The 17503-nt window shown below is 60.4% G+C and carries 14 protein-coding genes; 10 read left to right on the plus strand and 4 right to left on the minus strand.

What is annotated here, in order from left to right; genetic code table 11:
- Positions 1 to 33: 33 nt before the first annotated feature.
- Entirely contained in the window at positions 34 to 930 is an 897-nt protein-coding gene (locus tag ACTNFJ_RS03620; RefSeq protein WP_435906991.1) for a ParA family protein, read from the minus strand.
- Between the two features lie 151 nt (positions 931 to 1081).
- On the opposite strand from ACTNFJ_RS03620, the gene ACTNFJ_RS03625 reads away from it, so the two are divergent.
- Together ACTNFJ_RS03625 and def are read left to right on the plus strand one after the other, a co-directional pair.
- Positions 1082 to 4486, plus strand: coding sequence for a pyruvate carboxylase (locus tag ACTNFJ_RS03625; protein WP_435906990.1), 3405 nt, complete (start codon positions 1082 to 1084; stop codon positions 4484 to 4486).
- Positions 4487 to 4492: 6 nt separating this feature from the next.
- The gene (gene def, locus ACTNFJ_RS03630; protein WP_435906989.1) at positions 4493 to 4984 is read left to right on the plus strand and encodes a peptide deformylase; all 492 of its coding nucleotides are present in this window, start codon (positions 4493 to 4495) and stop codon (positions 4982 to 4984) included.
- 79 nt (positions 4985 to 5063) lie between these two features.
- Here the strand turns inward: def and ACTNFJ_RS03635 are convergent, their stop codons facing one another.
- Positions 5064 to 6896 (minus strand): AMP-dependent synthetase/ligase, encoded by a 1833-nt coding sequence (locus tag ACTNFJ_RS03635; RefSeq protein ID WP_435906988.1) that lies wholly within the window; start codon positions 6894 to 6896, stop codon positions 5064 to 5066.
- A 162-nt stretch (positions 6897 to 7058) separates the two neighbouring features.
- On the opposite strand from ACTNFJ_RS03635, the gene ACTNFJ_RS03640 reads away from it, so the two are divergent.
- Positions 7059 to 7748, plus strand: coding sequence for a lysophospholipid acyltransferase family protein (locus ACTNFJ_RS03640; protein ID WP_435906987.1), 690 nt, complete (start codon positions 7059 to 7061; stop codon positions 7746 to 7748).
- Positions 7749 to 7895: 147 nt separating this feature from the next.
- Positions 7896 to 9263: a class II 3-deoxy-7-phosphoheptulonate synthase gene (locus tag ACTNFJ_RS03645; RefSeq protein WP_435906986.1), complete on the plus strand. Its 1368-nt coding sequence runs from the start codon at positions 7896 to 7898 to the stop codon at positions 9261 to 9263.
- A gap of 73 nt (positions 9264 to 9336) precedes the next feature.
- Here the strand turns inward: ACTNFJ_RS03645 and pknB are convergent, their stop codons facing one another.
- The gene (pknB, locus tag ACTNFJ_RS03650) at positions 9337 to 11268 is read right to left on the minus strand and encodes a Stk1 family PASTA domain-containing Ser/Thr kinase (protein ID WP_435906985.1); all 1932 of its coding nucleotides are present in this window, start codon (positions 11266 to 11268) and stop codon (positions 9337 to 9339) included.
- Positions 11269 to 11367: 99 nt separating this feature from the next.
- On the opposite strand from pknB, the gene ACTNFJ_RS03655 reads away from it, so the two are divergent.
- Positions 11368 to 11715 carry an Rv2175c family DNA-binding protein gene (locus ACTNFJ_RS03655; protein ID WP_435906984.1) on the plus strand — a complete coding sequence of 116 codons (348 nt, stop codon included), beginning with the start codon at positions 11368 to 11370 and terminating at the stop codon, positions 11713 to 11715.
- A gap of 49 nt (positions 11716 to 11764) precedes the next feature.
- Here ACTNFJ_RS03655 and ACTNFJ_RS03660 read toward each other — a convergent pair whose 3' ends face one another.
- Positions 11765 to 12868, minus strand: coding sequence for a polyprenyl synthetase family protein (locus tag ACTNFJ_RS03660; protein WP_435906983.1), 1104 nt, complete (start codon positions 12866 to 12868; stop codon positions 11765 to 11767).
- Positions 12869 to 12938: 70 nt separating this feature from the next.
- Between ACTNFJ_RS03660 and ACTNFJ_RS03665 the strand changes: the two genes are divergently transcribed.
- The 5 genes from ACTNFJ_RS03665 (at position 12939) to ACTNFJ_RS03685 (ending at position 17482) form a co-directional block, all read left to right on the plus strand.
- A complete protein-coding gene (locus ACTNFJ_RS03665; RefSeq protein WP_435906982.1) occupies positions 12939 to 13325 on the plus strand; it encodes an SCO2097 family morphological protein in 387 nt (128 codons plus the stop codon).
- A gap of 211 nt (positions 13326 to 13536) precedes the next feature.
- The gene (mraZ, locus tag ACTNFJ_RS03670; RefSeq protein WP_435906981.1) at positions 13537 to 13968 is read left to right on the plus strand and encodes a division/cell wall cluster transcriptional repressor MraZ; all 432 of its coding nucleotides are present in this window, start codon (positions 13537 to 13539) and stop codon (positions 13966 to 13968) included.
- Between the two features lie 100 nt (positions 13969 to 14068).
- A complete protein-coding gene (gene rsmH, locus ACTNFJ_RS03675) occupies positions 14069 to 15040 on the plus strand; it encodes a 16S rRNA (cytosine(1402)-N(4))-methyltransferase RsmH (RefSeq protein ID WP_435906980.1) in 972 nt (323 codons plus the stop codon).
- A complete protein-coding gene (ftsL, locus tag ACTNFJ_RS03680) occupies positions 15037 to 15651 on the plus strand; it encodes a cell division protein FtsL (RefSeq protein ID WP_435906979.1) in 615 nt (204 codons plus the stop codon). Before rsmH ends, ftsL begins: the two co-directional genes overlap by 4 nt.
- A 34-nt stretch (positions 15652 to 15685) precedes the next feature.
- On the plus strand, positions 15686 to 17482 hold the full coding sequence (locus tag ACTNFJ_RS03685) for a peptidoglycan D,D-transpeptidase FtsI family protein (protein WP_435906978.1): 1797 nt from the start codon (positions 15686 to 15688) through the stop codon (positions 17480 to 17482).
- The last annotated feature ends 21 nt before the right edge of the window (positions 17483 to 17503 follow it).

Here is a 17503-nt window from a genome sequence, read left to right on the forward strand (position 1 = left end):
ACGGGAAATTCCGCCTGACGAACGAGAAGTCGTTTACTTTGCGGAATTGGTGGAGTCTGTGACCACTGACTGGTCTTCCGCAGCGTCATCTGCGACGACCGCATGTCCTGGGGTTGCGTGCGCAACATCATTCATGACGCTTCCATCGATACCCGCGGATCGCATCACTCGATCGAGGACCTGATCAAAGTAGCCCGCCATCTCCTGGGCGGCCTCGCCCGGCCACATGTGCACTGGCTTCGCCGCGCCCTGTGCCTGCTGGAGCGACGTGCGCTCCGGGAGCTGGGGGCTGAGCACCAGTGGACCGAACATCTCTTTCAGCTCCTTGATGCGGAATTGATGTTCCATCGACTGCGGTCGGGTTCGGTTGATGAGGATGCCGAGCGGCTGAAGTCGCGGGCTGACCCCGCGTCGGATTTCTTCGATCGCACGCAGGGCTCGGTCAGCCGCCGAAACCGCAAATAGTCCTGGCTCGGTAACCACCAACACGCGGTCGCTTGCCGCCCATGCAGTTCGGGTGAGCGCATTCAACGAAGGCGCGCAGTCAATGAGCACCAGGTCGTAGTCTTTTTCAACACTCGCAAGAGCTTCTTCAAGCTTCCAGATTTCGCGAACGGACGGGTGCGGTCCGTCAAAATTGATGGCAGAGGGGCTGCCGACGAGCAGGTCAATCGAACCTTCGTGATGCTGATTCCACCCGCTGGGAGCGATCGCCGCGCGCACGGTCTTCTCCTTCGGGTTCTCGAGCACATCTGAGATACTTGAGAACCCTTCTGGGTCAACATCCATACCGGTGGACACGTCGGCTTGCGGATCGAGGTCAACCACAAGGGTGCGCAGGCCGCGCGAGAACGCCGCGGAAGCCAGGCCTAAAGCCACAGTGGTCTTACCGACGCCGCCTTTGAGGGAGCTCACACTGAGTACATGCACCCCTTGAGTCTATGGGAAACAGCTCTAACGTTCACTGGGTGCTTGAGGAGCTACGAAAGTCTCTCGATATCGAGACGGTTTGCGTTGTGTCGACATGTAGGCTGTCTCTGGGCAGTTGTATTTTGCTGGGCGCAAGAGGCATAGGAGCCACATGTTCAAGAAGATCCTGGTCGCTAACCGCGGAGAAATTGCCATTCGAGCCTTTCGAGCCGCGTATGAACTTGGCGCAAAGACTGTAGCGGTGTTCCCCTACGAAGACCGCAATTCCTTGCACCGTTTGAAGGCGGACGAAGCATACGTCATCGGGACGGAAGGTCACCCGGTGCGCGCATATCTTGATGTCAGCGAGATCGTGCGGGTAGCTCGTGAGTGCGGCGCCGATGCCATATACCCCGGTTACGGATTCTTGTCCGAGAATCCCGATCTCGCGGCGGCTGCCGCAGAGGCAGGGATCACCTTCATCGGGCCTGGTCAGTCCGCGCTCGAGATGGCGGGCAACAAGGTTGCTGCGAAGCATCACGCGATTGCGGCAGGCGTGCCGGTTCTTCGTTCGACGGAACCTTCCCGCGACTTGGACGAGCTGATCGCAGGTGCCCGCGAGATTGGCTTTCCAGTGTTTGCAAAAGCTGTTGCCGGTGGGGGAGGCCGAGGGATGCGACGTGTCGAGCGCGAGGAGGATCTCCGTGATGCGCTCGAGGCCGCGATGCGTGAGGCCGACAGCGCGTTCGGCGACTCCACGATGTTCATCGAGCAAGCCGTCCTGCGCCCCCGACACATCGAGGTCCAGGTGCTCGCAGACCGTTCTGGTGCAACGGTGCACCTCTACGAACGCGACTGCTCGGTGCAGCGGCGTCACCAGAAGGTTGTCGAGATCGCTCCGGCACCGAACCTCGATCCTGCAGTTCGAGATCTGCTGACTCGGGATGCCATTGCCTTCGCGAAGTCGATCGGTTACGAAAACGCGGGCACCGTAGAATTCCTTCTCGATACCGAGGGCGAGCGCGCTGGCAAGCACGTGTTCATCGAGATGAATCCGCGAATTCAGGTCGAGCACACCGTGACAGAAGAGGTCACGGACGTCGATCTTGTGCAAGCTCAGATGCGCATTGCGGCCGGCGAATCATTGGAAGAGCTGGGACTCACGCAGGATCGCATTCAGCTCCGAGGGGCGGCCCTGCAGTGCCGAATCACGACGGAGAATCCGGCTGATGGTTTCCGACCTGACCTCGGCCGCATCACTACGTACCGTTCCCCGGGTGGTGGGGGTGTTCGCCTTGACGGTGGAACGATTAATCCTGGAGCGCACATCAGTCCGCACTTCGATTCGATGCTCGCGAAACTGACGTGCCGCGGTCGCGACTTTGGTGCCGCGGTCGTGCGAGCGCGACGCGCACTCGCCGAGTTCCGAATCCGCGGAGTTGCGACCAATATTCCTTTCTTGCAGGCCGTCTTGGATGACCCGGACTTCCAAGCAGGCGATGTCAGCACTTCGTTTATAGAGGAGCGTCCCGAACTTCTCACCCTCAACAAACCTCAGGATCGCGCAACTCGGGTGCTTCAGTACTTGGCCGACGTGACGGTGAACCAACCGTACGGGGTGCGGCCCAGCTTGATCGGACCCGAAGTGAAACTTCCGGTGGTTGACCTCGACCGACCGGCACCACAGGGAAACCGCCAGCGACTGCTCGAACTCGGGCCAGAGGGATTTGCTCGGTCTCTGCGTGCTCAGACCGCCCTCGCCGTCACCGATACAACGTTTCGAGACGCACACCAGTCTCTGCTCGCGACGCGGGTGCGGAGCCGTGACCTGATCGCCGTGGCACCTCATGTGGCGCGACTGACACCGGAATTACTGTCGGTCGAGGCATGGGGCGGTGCCACGTACGACGTAGCGCTGCGCTTCCTCTCCGAGGATCCGTGGGATCGGCTCGCCGGACTCCGCGAGGCGCTCCCGAACGTTCCGATACAGATGCTCCTGAGAGGTCAGAACACAGTTGGTTATACGCCATATCCTGCGCGAGTGGCCCAGGCATTCGTGCGCGAGGCTACTTCCACCGGAGTGGATATTTTCCGCATTTTTGATGCGCTGAACGATGTGAGCCAAATGAGGGTGGCGATTGACGCCGTGCGGGAGACCGGCACTGCAGTCGCGGAAGTTGCCATGTCATACACGGGCAACCTCATCGACCCGAGGGAGAACAAGTACACGCTTGACTACTATCTGCACCTGGCTGAGAGCATTGTTGACGCTGGTGCCCACATCCTCGCGATCAAGGATATGGCGGGATTGCTGCGCCCTGCCGCTGCCGCCAAGTTAGTTACGGCGCTTCGGGATAGGTTTGATCTCCCGGTTCATCTGCACACACATGACACGCCGGGCGGTCAATTGGCGACACTCCTCGCTGCTTCAGCTGCCGGTGTCGACGCGGTTGACGCGGCCTCCGCGCCAATGGCCGGAACCACATCGCAGCCCTCGCTGTCATCACTCATCGCGGCTCTCGCCGATACTGAGCGCGACACAGGCCTGAACGCGGAAGCCGTCTACGAGCTCGAACCATACTGGGACGCTGTGAGGACTGTGTATCGCCCGTTCGAGTCGGGTCTGCCGTCACCTACGGGTCGGGTCTACACCCATGAGATTCCTGGAGGTCAGCTCTCGAATCTTCGCCAGCAGGCAATCGCTCTGGGCCTTGCAGATAACTTCGAGAAGATCGAAAATATGTACGCCGCCGCGGACAGAATATTGGGCCGCATTCCGAAGGTCACCCCCTCCTCGAAAGTCGTGGGGGATCTTGCGCTTCATCTCGCTGCAGTAGACGCTGACCCATCCGACTTCGAAGCGCACCCGGAAAAGTACGACATCCCCGATTCGGTGGTCGGGTTCCTTGCCGGAGAGCTGGGAGAGATTCCGGGCGGATGGCCAGAACCCTTCCGCAGTAAGGTACTTGCTGGGCGCAATGTCTCCATCGAAGTCGCCCCGGTTCCCGAGGCAGATGCCGCGCTCCTCGAAGGCTCGCAGTCAGAGCGGCGGGATGCGCTGAACCGGCTCTTGTTCCCCGGCCCGACGGCCCAGTTCGCCTCCATTAGGGAGCGTTTCGGAGATCTTTCAGTGCTGCACACCGGTGACTACCTGTACGGTCTGGAATCGGGTTCCGAGCACGCCATCGACCTCGGCCCCGGGGTACGCCTCTATGTCGGCCTGGAAGCCATTGGCGAGGCGGATGACAAGGGGATCCGCACAGTCATGGTGCGAGTGAACGGTCAACTTCGACCGGTCTTCGTGAAGGACGAGCGAGTGACGTCGACTGTCGAGGCGGCTGAGAAGGCCGATCCTGGGATCGTGGGTCACGTGGCTGCGCCATTCTCCGGGACGGTGACGCAGAAAGTATCAATCGGGGATCAGGTATCAGCGGGTCAACCGGTGGCTACTATTGAGGCGATGAAGATGGAAGCTGCTATCACGGCTCCGATCTCGGGAACCGTCAAGAAAGTGACCTTCCGAGAGGCTCGCGGAGTAGAAGCCGGGGATTTGTTGCTGGTAATCGAAGGAGAGTAACGCGCGGTGGCTGTTCGTGAGATTCGGTTGTTCGGTGATCCCGTGTTGAAGGCTGTCTGCGAGCCGATCACTCATATCGACGCGGGGGTGCACGCCCTCGTGAACGACCTCTGCGATACAGTCGCTTTTGAAGGACGGGCAGGTCTTGCCGCCACGCAGATCGGCTACACGCAGCGTGCTTTTAGTTTGCACTTGGACGGTCGCGTCAGCTACATTCTCAACCCTGAGATCGTCGAACTCGCCGGGGATCCTGTCCCTACCGGGGAGGGCTGTCTCTCGATGCCCGACCTGTGGTTCGAGGTGCTGAGATATCCGAGTGCAACAGTGCGAGGAATCGACCTAGACGGCTCGGAACTCGTAATTTCGGGTCAGGGTCTCACCGCGCAGGCACTCCAACACGAGTGTGACCATCTCGACGGGAAGCTCTACCTCAGTCGACTTGACCGTGGGGCACGAGGAGAGGCCATGAGGCAGATCCGAAATTCGCGTTGGTTTTGAGTCCGCGCGGCCATTCACAGAGCGAGGCCCTCACCAGGTTGACCTGTCGATGAGGGCCTCGTTCTGTGATGCGCCGGGGCTAGACCGTGGTCGAAACCGTCTCAGTTTGTGGGTTGTCTCCGTAGAGCTTTGCGATTTCACCCGCATAGTCGCGCAGAATGTTATCTCGCTTGATGCTCATCTTGGGAGTGAGGTGACCGCTCGCTTCTGTGAACTCGGTCGGCAGGATAACCCACTTGCGGATGCTCTCAGCTCGTGAGACGTACTTATTTCCGTGATCAACCGCGCGCTGAATCTCGGCAACCACTGCCGGATGAGCAGTAGCTTCCTCGAGCGTCATATCGGCATTCAAATTATGGTTTTTCAACCACGTTGGAAGCATTTCGGCGTCGAGAGTGATGAGTGCCGAAATGAACGGCTTCTGATCCCCGACTGCCACGATCTGGCCGATCAGCGGGAAGGACCTGATCGGATCTTCGAGACCGGCGGGAGCAACATTCTTTCCCCCGGCCGTCACGATGATTTCCTTCTTACGGCCGGTTATGGTGAGGTAGCCATCCGAATCCAGGGACCCGAGGTCGCCGGTCTTGAAGAACCCGTCGGTCGTGAAGACCTCTCGTGTGGCCTCAGGGTTCCGCCAGTATTCCTTAAAGACGTCGATTCCCTTCACCTCGACCTCGCCATCTTCGGCAATGCGCACTGTGTGGCCTGGAAGCGCGGGCCCCACGGTGCCGATCTTGAACTTGTCAGGCAGGTTGACGGTCACGGGGGCGGTGGTCTCGGTCAGACCATAGCCTTCGAGAATCTTGATACCGAGGCTGTGGTAAAAGTGCCCCAGATAGTGGCTCAGCGGTGCGGAACCAGAGACCGCGTACTTCACCTGGCCACCCATTGCTTCACGCAACTTAGCAAACACGAGCTTGTCAAATAGCTTGAACTTGAGACCCAACATGAAGGGAACCTTGTCGCCCGCCATGGTGAGCTCGGAGTGTTGAACGGCGACCAGGGCTGCTGCGCGGAAGATCTTGCCCTTGCCACCCGCCTCTGCTTTCTGTTCAGCAGAGTTATAGACCTTCTCGAACACGCGGGGTACAGCGAGCAAAAACGTTGGATGGAAGCTCCCGAGCGAGGGGAGGAGTTTTGTTGTGTCGGGCTGATGCCCGACACGAACACCGGAGTGCACCGTGAGGATTGAGATGAAACGGGCGAAGACGTGTGCCAGCGTGACAAAGAGCAGCGTGGATGCGCCGGGCTGGTTGACTACTTCTCCAAGAGCTGCCGCGGAGTTACGAGATAGATCGACGAAGTTGGCGTGCGTGAGTACGCAACCCTTTGGCCTCCCCGTCGAACCCGAGGTATAGATCAAAGTGGCGATGTCGTCTGCGTTCGCGATGTTACGGCGGCGTTCGATTTCTTCGCTCGGGATCTCAGTTCCCGACGAGATCAGTTGGTCGATGGCGCCCTCGTCGAGCCGCCACTCTAGTTGCAGACCGGGGGCTTCCGCGCGAATCTCTGCGAGCCGCTCCGCGTGCTCCGCAGTCTCGGTGATGATCCCTCGAGCGGCCGAATCTTCCATAATCCAGTGAATCTGGAGGGCAGAGGACGTTTCGTAGATCGGCACCATGACGGCTCCGGCGTAAAACAACGCGAAGTCGATCAAGCTCCATTCAAACGAGGTTTTGCACATCAGCCCGATACGATCACCTGGTTGCACGCCCGCAGCAACCAGTCCTTTTGCTACCGCAACCACCTTGTCGCGAAATTGCAGTGCGGTCATGTCCCGCCAGGTGTCACCCTCGGGAGTCGCAAAGAGCGCTCTGTCGGGTGTTGCGGCGACGCGCTGCTCGAGCAGGTCAGTCACATTGTCAGTGGGAACGGATGGAACGAGAAGCGGAGTCTCGGACAGGTTCACGGCAGCTCCTTTGATACCCAGTACCAGAATTGGTTAATGACGTCGCTACGACGCCGGTGATGTCTCATTCACCCTATTGCATATGTCTCACAGAGCGCCCTCATTCCAGTCGGGTATCTACAATTCGGATAGTCTGGTCCGTGTCGAAGGGACGACGTCGCAATGTTCTATTGGTTCTTCAAACACCTCATCTTTGGGCCGCTCCTGAAGACCTTCTACCGGCCATGGGTTGAGGGCGCCGAAAACCTCCCAGAAACCGGGCCGGTAGTTATTGTTGGAAATCACCTGTCGGTGATTGACTCGTTCTTCATGCCCCTCATGATCGATCGCCGCGTCTACTTCCTTGCGAAGAGCGATTACTTCACTGGGAAGGGCCTCAAAGGCTGGATTGTGAAGAATTTCATGCTTGCTGTGGGTCAGCTCCCCATTGACCGATCCGGGGGCAAGGCCTCCGAGGCATCATTGAACACAGGACTCGCAGTGCTCGAACGAGGGGAGGTCCTTGCCATTTACCCGGAGGGCACTCGTAGTCCGGATGGGCGGCTCTATCGCGGGCGCACCGGAGTGGCGCGGCTCGTGCTTGAGTCGGGGGCTCTCGTGGTGCCCATAGTAATGATCGACACTGAAAAGGCGATGCCAATCGGAGCGAAGATCCCCAAGATTCGCCGCATAGGAACTGTGATTGGCAAGCCGCTAGATTTCCAGCGCTTCGCGGGAATGAGCGCTGATCGTTTTGTGCTGCGTAGCGTCACTGACGAGATCATGTTCGAGATTCAGCGCTTGAGTGATCAGGAATATGTGGATGTCTACGCGTCCAGCGTTCGAGCGATCAGTAAGCCTGTGAACGCGTAACTCTGCCGTATAGCAGCGTTACCGGACAATCGGGTGCTTGAGGATTCGCAGTGAGCGCACCGTTGCGCGCTCGCTGAACGGTAGGCTGGATCGGTGAGGCGCGAACGCGCTGCGATCCACAATGAATCGAATGAGGGTAGGCACAGAGTGAGTCAGCGAACCGAGCCGAACGTACCGACGGATGTACTTTCAGAGCTCGACTCGTATCGCAAGCTTGAGGCCAAGCAGCAACCCGTTTGGCCGGATCCCGACGCGGTTCGTGCCGCGCAGGCGGAGTTGTCGACACAGCCCCCTCTGGTGTTCGCTGGCGAGGTGGACCGGCTTCGCGAACGGCTCGCCGCTGCGGCCCGGGGCGAAGCATTCCTGCTGCAGGGCGGTGACTGCGCGGAGACCTTCGACGGCGCGACCGCCGATAAGATCCGCGATCGAGTGAAGACGCTTCTTCAGATGGCGGTGGTCCTCACCTACGGCGCGTCAATGCCAGTCATTAAGGTAGGGCGTATGGCTGGGCAGTTCGCCAAGCCGCGCTCGAGCAACAACGAGACCCGCGATGGGGTGACGCTACCGGCATACCGGGGAGACCTCGTAAACGGATACGATTTCACTCCCGAGTCGCGCACGGCCGACCCGTCGCGTCTCGTACGCGGCTACCACGTGTCTGCCTCGACGCTGAATCTCATCCGCGCGTTCACTCAAGGCGGGTTTGCGGATCTCCGGCAGGTGCACGCCTGGAATCAGGGATTCGTTTCGAACAGTGCCTACAACCGCTATGAATCACTCGCTGCTGAGATAGACCGGGCGCTCCGATTCATGGCTGCCTGCGGTGTGGACGACGCTGCACTGACGCAGACCGAGTTCTACGTCAGCCACGAAGCGCTGCTTCTCGATTACGAACGCCCGCTGGCGCGAATAGATTCCCGCACGGGTCAGGCTTACGGAACCTCAGGGCACATGCTTTGGGTGGGCGAGCGGACTCGCGACATCGACGGCGCACACGTGGAGTTCCTCTCCAAACTGCGAAACCCAATCGGAGTGAAGCTCGGACCCACCGCGACCACCGACGACGCGTTGCGTTTGCTCGACGTGCTCGACCCCGAACGTGAGCCGGGACGCATCACGTTCATTACCCGCATGGGCGCCGAGAAGATTCGAGACACGCTGCCCGCTCTGCTTGAGGGTGTGCGCGATGCAGGTGCCACCCCACTGTGGATCACCGATCCCATGCATGGAAACGGCATCACCACTTCAACTGGTTATAAAACCAGGCGATTCGAAGACGTAATGAACGAGCTCCGCGGTTTCTTTGAGGCTCACCGGGAGGTGGGAACCTTTCCCGGCGGAATCCATGTGGAGCTCACCGGCGACGACGTCACCGAATGCCTCGGTGGCTCGGAGAACATTGACGAACTCGGACTCGCCACCCGTTATGAGTCGGTGTGCGACCCCCGGCTCAACCATTCCCAATCTCTCGAGCTGGCATACCAGGTGGCCGAGGAGCTCAAGAAGGGTCAGTAGTCTTGGGCTTTGCGGCCGTTCCCGGGAATTCCGGGAACGGCCCAGCCCGGCCTGTCTGACGATGCGGCTTGGCCTAGATGTAGCGCAGTGCTATCTCGGTGCCAGCCCGGCGCATTTCCCCTGCGGCAGGGGAAGTGCTCTTCACTTCGAATAGCGTCCCTGCGGGGCCCTCGGGAACGATCCCGGTACTTACGGAGAACCCGGCTGCCCGGAGGGCCTCAGCGGCTTCGTTCACGTTCATGCCGGAGACATCCGGGACCGCGAAGAGCTGTGGACCGCGCGAGAGACTCACGCCCACGGAATCACCTACTCGAACGGGATCTGTAAACACCAACACGCCGATGGCCCGACCCTCAGGGATTTCGTCGTTGTATTCCTCGGTATTCAGCGAGGGATCAAGGGTGAGGCCGACCGCTTGCAGCATCGTCGCGACGGCATCCGGGTCCATTCCCCTTACTTCGGGAATCGCACCGGCGGACACGATGAGATCCACTCGGCTCCTCTCGGGGTACGTCTGGCCGAGGCCCTCTCCAGATTCGCCTAAGGCTGCTATGACGGTGTTCGCGCCGCCGCCGTCAAATCTCTGTTCGAGCACCTCCCCGAAGGTAAAACCTGCGGCTTCGATAGCCGCGATCGCGTCGTCAGTGGGAAGTCCCACGAGGGTCGGGACTGCGAGCGACTGCGGCCCCGTGGAGCGGCACAGTTGAACAGCTGAGCCTCTATCGACCCGCGTATCTGCCGCCGGCTCGGTGCCGGCCGCGAGCCCCGGTTCGACTTCCAATCTCGAACAGTCGATGATCGACACCACCAGAGAAAGTTCTTCAAGAGCGAGCTGTGCGGCAGCGAGGTCGGAGCCGGCTACCTCGGGTATCGCAACCTGTGATCCTGGCCCCTGACCCCACCACCACCCCGCAATGCCGGCCAGCGCGAGAAGCATGACCACTAATAGTGCGACCCAGCGACCGCGCCGGGTACGTCGGACGCCTGCCGCCCGAGCGCGAAAAACGGAATCTGCATCGCTGGGGGATCGCTCACCGGCGATCGGGGCGGCCGGATTCGCCGCTAGCAAATTTCGTTGTTCTAGATCGGTGAGTACCGCGGTCGAGGGAGTGATGGTAATGCCGCTGAATCCCGCGGTGGGAAGCACTCGGGTTGTGTTTGGTGTGCCGCCCTCCCAGACCCGACGAAACTGTTCAAGCGCTTCGGACGCGTCTCGGGGCCGAGAATCAGGTTCACGCTGGCAACACCAGCGAACCAGGTCATCTATCTCCTCCCCAATCTCTGGCGCCAGGGTAGAGGGTGCCGGAACCTCCGAGTGCGCATGCTGATAGGCGATCTGCATGGGTTGCTCGCCCTGATACGGTTGCTGCCCCGTGAGCATCTCGAACATGACGATGCCGAAGGCGTAGAGGTCGCTGCGGGCGTCAGCGACCCCCCGGGTGACGAGCTCGGGGGAGAGGTAAGCGATAGTTCCGAGGAGTGCCTGTCCGGTTGTGGTGTTGGCGCTGACCGCCCGTGCCAAGCCGAAATCCCCGATTTTGATGCGACCATCGTCAGCGAGAAGAACGTTCTCGGGCTTCAGGTCGCGGTGCACGATTCCCGCAGCATGTGCCGCTGCAAGACCCGCGAGAACTGCCTCCCCGATTTCAATTGCCTGGTCGATAGTCAGTCGCTTTTGCTGTTTGAGCAATTCGCGGAGGGTAATCCCGGGGAGATACTCCATCACCAGGTATGGAACCCCGCGATCCACGCCCTGATCGAACACGTTCACGACATTGGGGTGACCGAGGCCTGCCGCGCTGCGAGCCTCTTGCTCGAAGCGTCTGGTGAAACTCTCGTCCTCGGCGAGGTGCGGATGCATAATTTTAATTGCGACCCGGCGCTCAAGTCGGAGATCATTCCCCAGGTAGACCATTGCCATTCCGCCCCGGGCGATCCGAGATCGGATGACGTATCGCTCATCGAGCGTGTGCCCGATGAGCGGGTCGGTTGGGACGGAGTTCACGCGCCGATTCTATGGAACAGAACGGGCCCCGGGCCTGCAGCGCGCCGGGAGCCGCCGATCCAGCCGCAGGCTACGCGGCCTGTGCTTTAGACTGAGGGCGTGGCAGAAAGCATCCCGTTAGACACCGTAACCGTGACCATCCCCGAACTGGTAGAGCGCTGGGGCACCACCCCAGGAAAGCTTCACCGGCTCATTGAAGATGGCTATCTCGCTGCAATCCGAATCGGTGGGGTACTGCGCATACCTGTCGAGTTCATTCAGGACGAAGAGCCCCTCCACTCGCTCAGGGGAACCCTGCTCGTGCTTCGCGACGCCGGGTTCACGAACGATGAGGCGGTGACGTGGTTGCTGTCCGAAAATGAAGAACTGGGGGAGAGGCCGGTTGCTGCGCTCATCGACGGCAGAAAGTCTGCTGTTCGGCGCGCGACCCAGTCACTTGCGTTCTAACGTCGCCGGAACTTGAGCCGGACGTCGGGGCGTGCGACGGGAGCGGACGTTAGAAATCGCGCTTGCTGACCCGTTCAGCGAGCACGGAGAGTTGGCGGCGAGCTTCGGGTCGGAGCGGTGAGCTGGCAAGTGCGCCAGTGGCCCGGTCGAGGTTCCGAGTGATCATCTGCTCAACCTGCTCAACTGCGCCGGTACCTCGAATTGTGCGTTGCAGCATCTCGATTTGTTCGGCATCAAGCTGAGGATCTCCAATCAGCTCATCGAAGACACGTTGCTGCGTTGCAGGGAGTGCGCTGCGTGCGATCGTTACCAGGATGGTGCGCTTCCCTTCCGCAAGATCATCCCCCGCGGGCTTGCCTGTGACCTCCTGATCACCAAAGACGCCCAAGAGGTCGTCTCGCAGCTGAAATGCTACCCCGACCGGGAGGCCGAAATCGGCAAGCGCTTGTTCCTGCTCTGCACTCGCGCCGGCGAGAGCCGCGCCAATGAGCAAAGGGGCCTCTACGCTGTATTTTGCGGACTTGTAGACCAACACGCGCGTAGAACGTTCCAACTGCTCCTGCTCAGGCGAAAACGTCGGGATCTGCTCCTCCAATACGTCGAGATACTGGCCTATCGCTACCTCACTTCGCATGCGATTGAAGTGTCCGCGAGCGGCTGCTGCGCACCCACGTTCCGGTGCGGCATCACACGCGCGTTGTAATCTCTCGTCAGCCCAGGACTGCAGGAGATCGCCCAGCAGGATCGCGCTGGACAGGCCAAAGTGTTCAGAAGAACCTCGCCACTGATTTGATTGGTGGATCGAGGCGAAGTGACGGTGTACCGCGGGTCGACCGCGCCTTGTGTCCGAGCGGTCAATTACGTCATCGTGGATCAGTGCGGCCGCGTGGAAAAACTCGAGTGCGCACGCGACATCCAGAATCTGGTCGACTTTCGGATCGGGGGTTCCAGAGAAGTCAAGCGGAGCCACCGCGCGGTAGCCGAGCGTCGCAAACCGCGCCCGAAGTCGTTTCCCACCGGACAGATACGCCTGCGCCTCATCGAGCACGGGCGCTGAATCGCTGCCCAGCGCCTCGAGTTCCGTCCGGTGTTCGCTGATGACGTCGCTAATGCGCTCCTGTACAAGGCCTGCGAGTCGTGTCGTTTCATCCACGCGGCCTAGCCTAGTCCGATCGAACAGGCGTAGAATGGTCACACGATTATTTGGATAATGGGAGGCGGTCATGGGACTGTCAGAACACGAGCAGCAGTTGCTTGACGAGATGGAGCGTCGTCTCTATCAGAGCGAGGCTGACGTGATGCAGACGGCTCAGGGAGCGCACGCCCAGTTCAACCTGCGTTCGTTGGTGCTCGGCATTGTTGTCGGCCTCGTCGGCATAGGTGTACTCGTCGGGGGTGTCGCCGCCCAGCAGCTGTGGCTGGGGGTCATTGGCTTCGCCGTGATGTTGAGTGGTGCGCTGCTCGCCTTTTCGAAGCGTGAGGCTGCAGAGCCCGAGAGATCCTCCTCGGCCTCGGTAGGTGGCTCCGCCACCCCGGCTTCCGCTCAGAAGGAGTCCTTCTCTGATCGCATGCAGCGGAGATGGGATGAACGCATGGAGGGTGAGCGCTAGAGCGCTTTCGCAAGGAGTCTCAAAACGAGGCGGTGGGTTTTCCACCGCCTCGTTTTTTGTGCTTTCAGGGCGCTCGCGTGCCGCGAAGCGAGTGGAGCGAGGGGAGCAACAATGGCGAAAAAAAGAACCAAAGTGGAGGGAAGTGGAGTAGAGTGGAAATAGGTGGTGCACATAGGTGAACCCATTGGTGTGATCGCAGGGAGGAGAACGTATGTTCCTCGGCACGTTCACTCCGAAGCTCGACGAAAAAGGTCGACTGATTCTCCCCGCGAAGTTTCGAGACGAACTCGCTGAAGGCCTGGTGGTTACCCGTGGCCAAGAGCACTGCCTGTATGTCTTTAGCGAGAGCGAGTTTTCGGCAATGCACGAGCGAATCCGCGAGGCACCGATCACCTCGAAACAGGGCCGCGACTATCTGCGTGTTTTCCTATCCGGCGCGCACGCTGAGACGCCCGATAAACAGCACCGTGTCACGATCCCCCCGGCACTTCGCGCCTATGCAGGCCTGGAGAGAGATCTTGCGGTGATCGGGGCTGGAAGCCGGGCAGAAATCTGGGATGCCGAGGCCTGGCAGACCTACCTCAGCGTGCAAGAGACCGCCTTCTCTGAAATCGAGGAGGAGGTGATTCCGGGCATGTTCTAGTTCCGGTATCCGCGGTTTCTCGTCTACCACCCTGTCGCACTTCCCCGGTGACAGGTGGGCTGACGGGGAACCGGGGGCACCGGCTAGGTCCGATTCAGATATGGAGCCAACAGACATTGATCCGAGCCACTTGCACACACCGGTGCTGCTTGAGCGTTGCCTCGAGCTCCTCGCGCCAGTTGCGGAGCGCCCGGGTGCAGTAATTGTGGATGCAACGCTCGGCATGGGTGGCCACAGCACCGCGCTACTTGAGTCTCACCCGGGTCTCACGCTTATCGGTCTTGATCGCGATCGACAGGCACTCCAACTTGCCGGCGAGCGACTCGCGAGATTCGGGCCGAGAGCAATGCGGGTGCATGCGGTCTACGACGAGATTGCCAGTGCTGTTCGTCGCTCGGGGTTTAACGCGATTGACGGAGTGCTGTTCGACCTCGGTGTCTCTTCCCTTCAGCTCGACGACGCCGAGCGAGGCTTTGCCTACGCGCAGGACGCGCCACTTGACATGCGCATGAACCAGGCCGAGGGTGACACCGCTGCCGAGGTGCTGGCAGTTGCTCCAGAAGGTCGGCTACGCGCAATTTTTGAGCGCTACGGTGAGGAACCACTGGCCGCTCGGTATGCACGAGCCATTGTTGCGGCTCGAGCTGATGCACCCATAGAGCGCAGTGGTCAGCTGGTTGACATTCTGCAACGCGCGACCCCCGCAGCTGTGCGAGATCAGCGGCATCCGGCTAAGCGAGTGTTTCAGGCATTGCGGGTAGAGGTTAACGGCGAGTTGCGGGCCCTCGAGCGCGCGATCCCGGCGGCAATGGATCTCTTGACCGCCGGTGGTCGCATCGTTGTAATGTCCTATCAGTCACTCGAAGACCGATTTGTGAAACGCGAACTCGCCAGGCGGAGCAAATCCACAGCTCCCGCTGGCCTCCCCATCGAGCTCCCCGAGCACCGCCCTGAATTCAAGCTCTTGACCCGCGGTGCGGAGCTCGCGAGCGAGGAAGAACGGGAACGCAACTCTCGGGCGATTCCCGTGCGACTGCGTGCGGCCGAACGACTGCGGGTGGTCACTCAGTGAGCGGTAACACGGTACCCATCGAGCTCGAATTCGATCTCCTCACCCCTGTCTCGCCGCGCGAAACCGATGAGCTGGCGCACGGACCGTCTCGTCGGCATCTGCGACCGGCGGAAACCCCGGTCACGTCTTCGCGACCGCGCCACCTCAGCCCACTCTGGGGTGCTCTGCTGTCGGTCGGAATTGTGCTCGGGATCTTCGCCACTCAGCTCGGACTGAGCATCGCGGTATCGCAGGGTGCCTACGAGGCTCGAGCTCTCGAGCTCGAGCAACGCGACCTCCAGCGAGTCGAGCGTGTGTTGAGCCAGAATGTGGACAAGCTCGCGTCCCCTCAGAATCTCGCCGATAACGCGGCCGCCTTGGGAATGGTGCAGAACTCTAACCCCGCTACGATTCGTCTGAGCGACAACGTCGTGCTGGGTGACCTGGCGCAACGCACCAGCGAGGTGCAGGCAAATTTGGTTCCTAACGCGACACTCGAGAACTTACCGGTGGTGGATGCCGACGGTCTGCTCGTGTCTCGAGATTTCGGACAGGCCGCTGCGGCTGTCGAGGCAGTGAGCGCAGCGCCGGTAGTTTGGGAGGGCAACTTGCCTTCGCCCGACACACGCTAAGACGAGACGCCCGGATTCGCAGCGAGGAGTAACGATGCCGAAGTTTCGACCGAGGGTCGTCGGAAGGCGATTTCTCGCGATGCTTCTTGTGATCGTGGGAGCGGGCGTGTTCACGGTGCGTCTCGTCGAGCTGCAGGTTGTTTCGGCCGCTGGTCTCACTGCGGAAGCAGCAGACAAGCGAGCGGTGCCCGTGGTGATTCCGAGTCTCAGGGGTGACATTGTTGACCGCAACGGAGAGATTCTCGCAAGCACTGATGAGCGCTACGACGCGCAACTCTCCCCAAAGAACGCGCGTCTCAACGGTGGTAAGTTTTATCGCGTCGCAGACGAAAATGGCTACGCCACGGTCAGCGTCACCGCGGAGGAGGCTTTTGCCGAAATTGGCGAAGTGACCGGACAAACTGCGGAGGAGATCGCCGCAATCGTTGACGACGCCCTCGCCAAGGACCCAAAATCCGACTTTGCGTATCTCAAGCGCTCAATTGACCTCACCACGCTGAACAAGCTGAAGGGGTTGCAGATCCCCTGGCTGACCTTCGAAAGTCACCACGCACGCGTCTACCCCAATGGTGCAGTCGGTGGCAACATCATAGGTTTCTCCGGCTTCGAAGACGTACCGCAGGCCGGTGTCGAAGTATCGCAAGACGCGTGCCTTACCGGTGTCAACGGAGAGGAAAGTTACGAGCGTGGTGCCGACGGAGTGGCGCTTCCCGGAAGTGTTGTCGTGCGCCAGGAGGCTGTCAATGGCGGGACGGTGCAGCTGACCATTGATCGCGATCTGCAGTGGGAATCGCAGCAGATCATCAACAACCAGGTCCAACAGGTCGCGGCTGAGTGGGGCATGCTTACCGTGTTAGACGTTGAAACCGGTGAGATAGTAGCGGTTGCTGAGGACGGTTCAGTCGATCCCAACGACGTAGACGCCTCGGATCCAAACAAGCGCGAGGCTCGATCATTTGTTTCCCCGTACGAGCCTGGATCCACCTTTAAGGTGATCACCGCAGCAGCGCTAGTGGATCAGGGTTCCGCGACGCCAAATTCGCTGCTGCAGGTGCCTGACAGTTGGGAACCCGAGCCAAACGTGCGTTTTGGCGACTCCTTCCGCCACGCGGTGATGCCGATGACGCTCACCGGTGCACTGGTCTACTCGTCAAACGTCGGCATTTCGATGTTCGGAAGTGCGCTCCCTGAAACAACCCGCTATGAGTACTTACGTGCGTTCGGTATTGGTGAATCGACCCAAGCCGGCCTGTCGCTCGAGGATTCGGGTCTCCTGTACAGTCCAGAAAACTGGGACCGTCAGACGAGCTACAACACGATGTTTGGCCAGGGCGTGTCCGCGACCATCGTGCAGACGGCTGGGGCCTACCAGGCGATCGCCAACGAGGGCCTGCGCGTGCCTCCCAGTGTCGTGGCGACATGCACGGAAGCCGACGGCACAGTTACGCAGATCGAGCACGGCGACGCGGTGCAGGCTGTATCGCCCGAAACCGCGGCAACCACACTGCATATGCTGGAGGCCGTAGTACAGGAGAGCTGGATCACTCCGTTTGTGTCAATCCCCGGATATCGGATCGGGGGCAAGACTGGTACGGCTGAGCAAACTGACGGTCAGGGCGGTTACCGATCGGATTTCGTGCACAGCTTCGTGGGCGTGTTTCCTATCGATGACCCGCAGTATGTCATTGCTGCATCCATCGCGTTTCCGAAGGCCGGCGACGGCAGCGTGGCGGCTCTCACCTCCTTCCACGACGCGGCAGAGGCGACGATCCGCACATTCCAAATTCCACCGTCGACAGGAAGCTACGTCCCCCTAGACACGGGAAGCTGACCATGCTCCTCGGTAGGATCG

This window comes from Leucobacter shiyiweii (assembly GCF_052446065.1).
Classification (GTDB): domain Bacteria; phylum Actinomycetota; class Actinomycetes; order Actinomycetales; family Microbacteriaceae; genus Leucobacter.

Coding starts and splice junctions, on each gene's coding strand:
- ACTNFJ_RS03625 (WP_435906990.1), top strand. CDS start 1,082: ATGTTCAAGAAGATCCTGGTCGCTAACCGCGGAGAAATTGCCATTCGA.
- ACTNFJ_RS03640 (WP_435906987.1), top strand. CDS start 7,059: ATGTTCTATTGGTTCTTCAAACACCTCATCTTTGGGCCGCTCCTGAAG.
- ACTNFJ_RS03665 (WP_435906982.1), top strand. CDS start 12,939: ATGGGACTGTCAGAACACGAGCAGCAGTTGCTTGACGAGATGGAGCGT.
- mraZ (WP_435906981.1), top strand. CDS start 13,537: ATGTTCCTCGGCACGTTCACTCCGAAGCTCGACGAAAAAGGTCGACTG.
- rsmH (WP_435906980.1), top strand. CDS start 14,069: ATGGAGCCAACAGACATTGATCCGAGCCACTTGCACACACCGGTGCTG.
- ACTNFJ_RS03685 (WP_435906978.1), top strand. CDS start 15,686: ATGCCGAAGTTTCGACCGAGGGTCGTCGGAAGGCGATTTCTCGCGATG.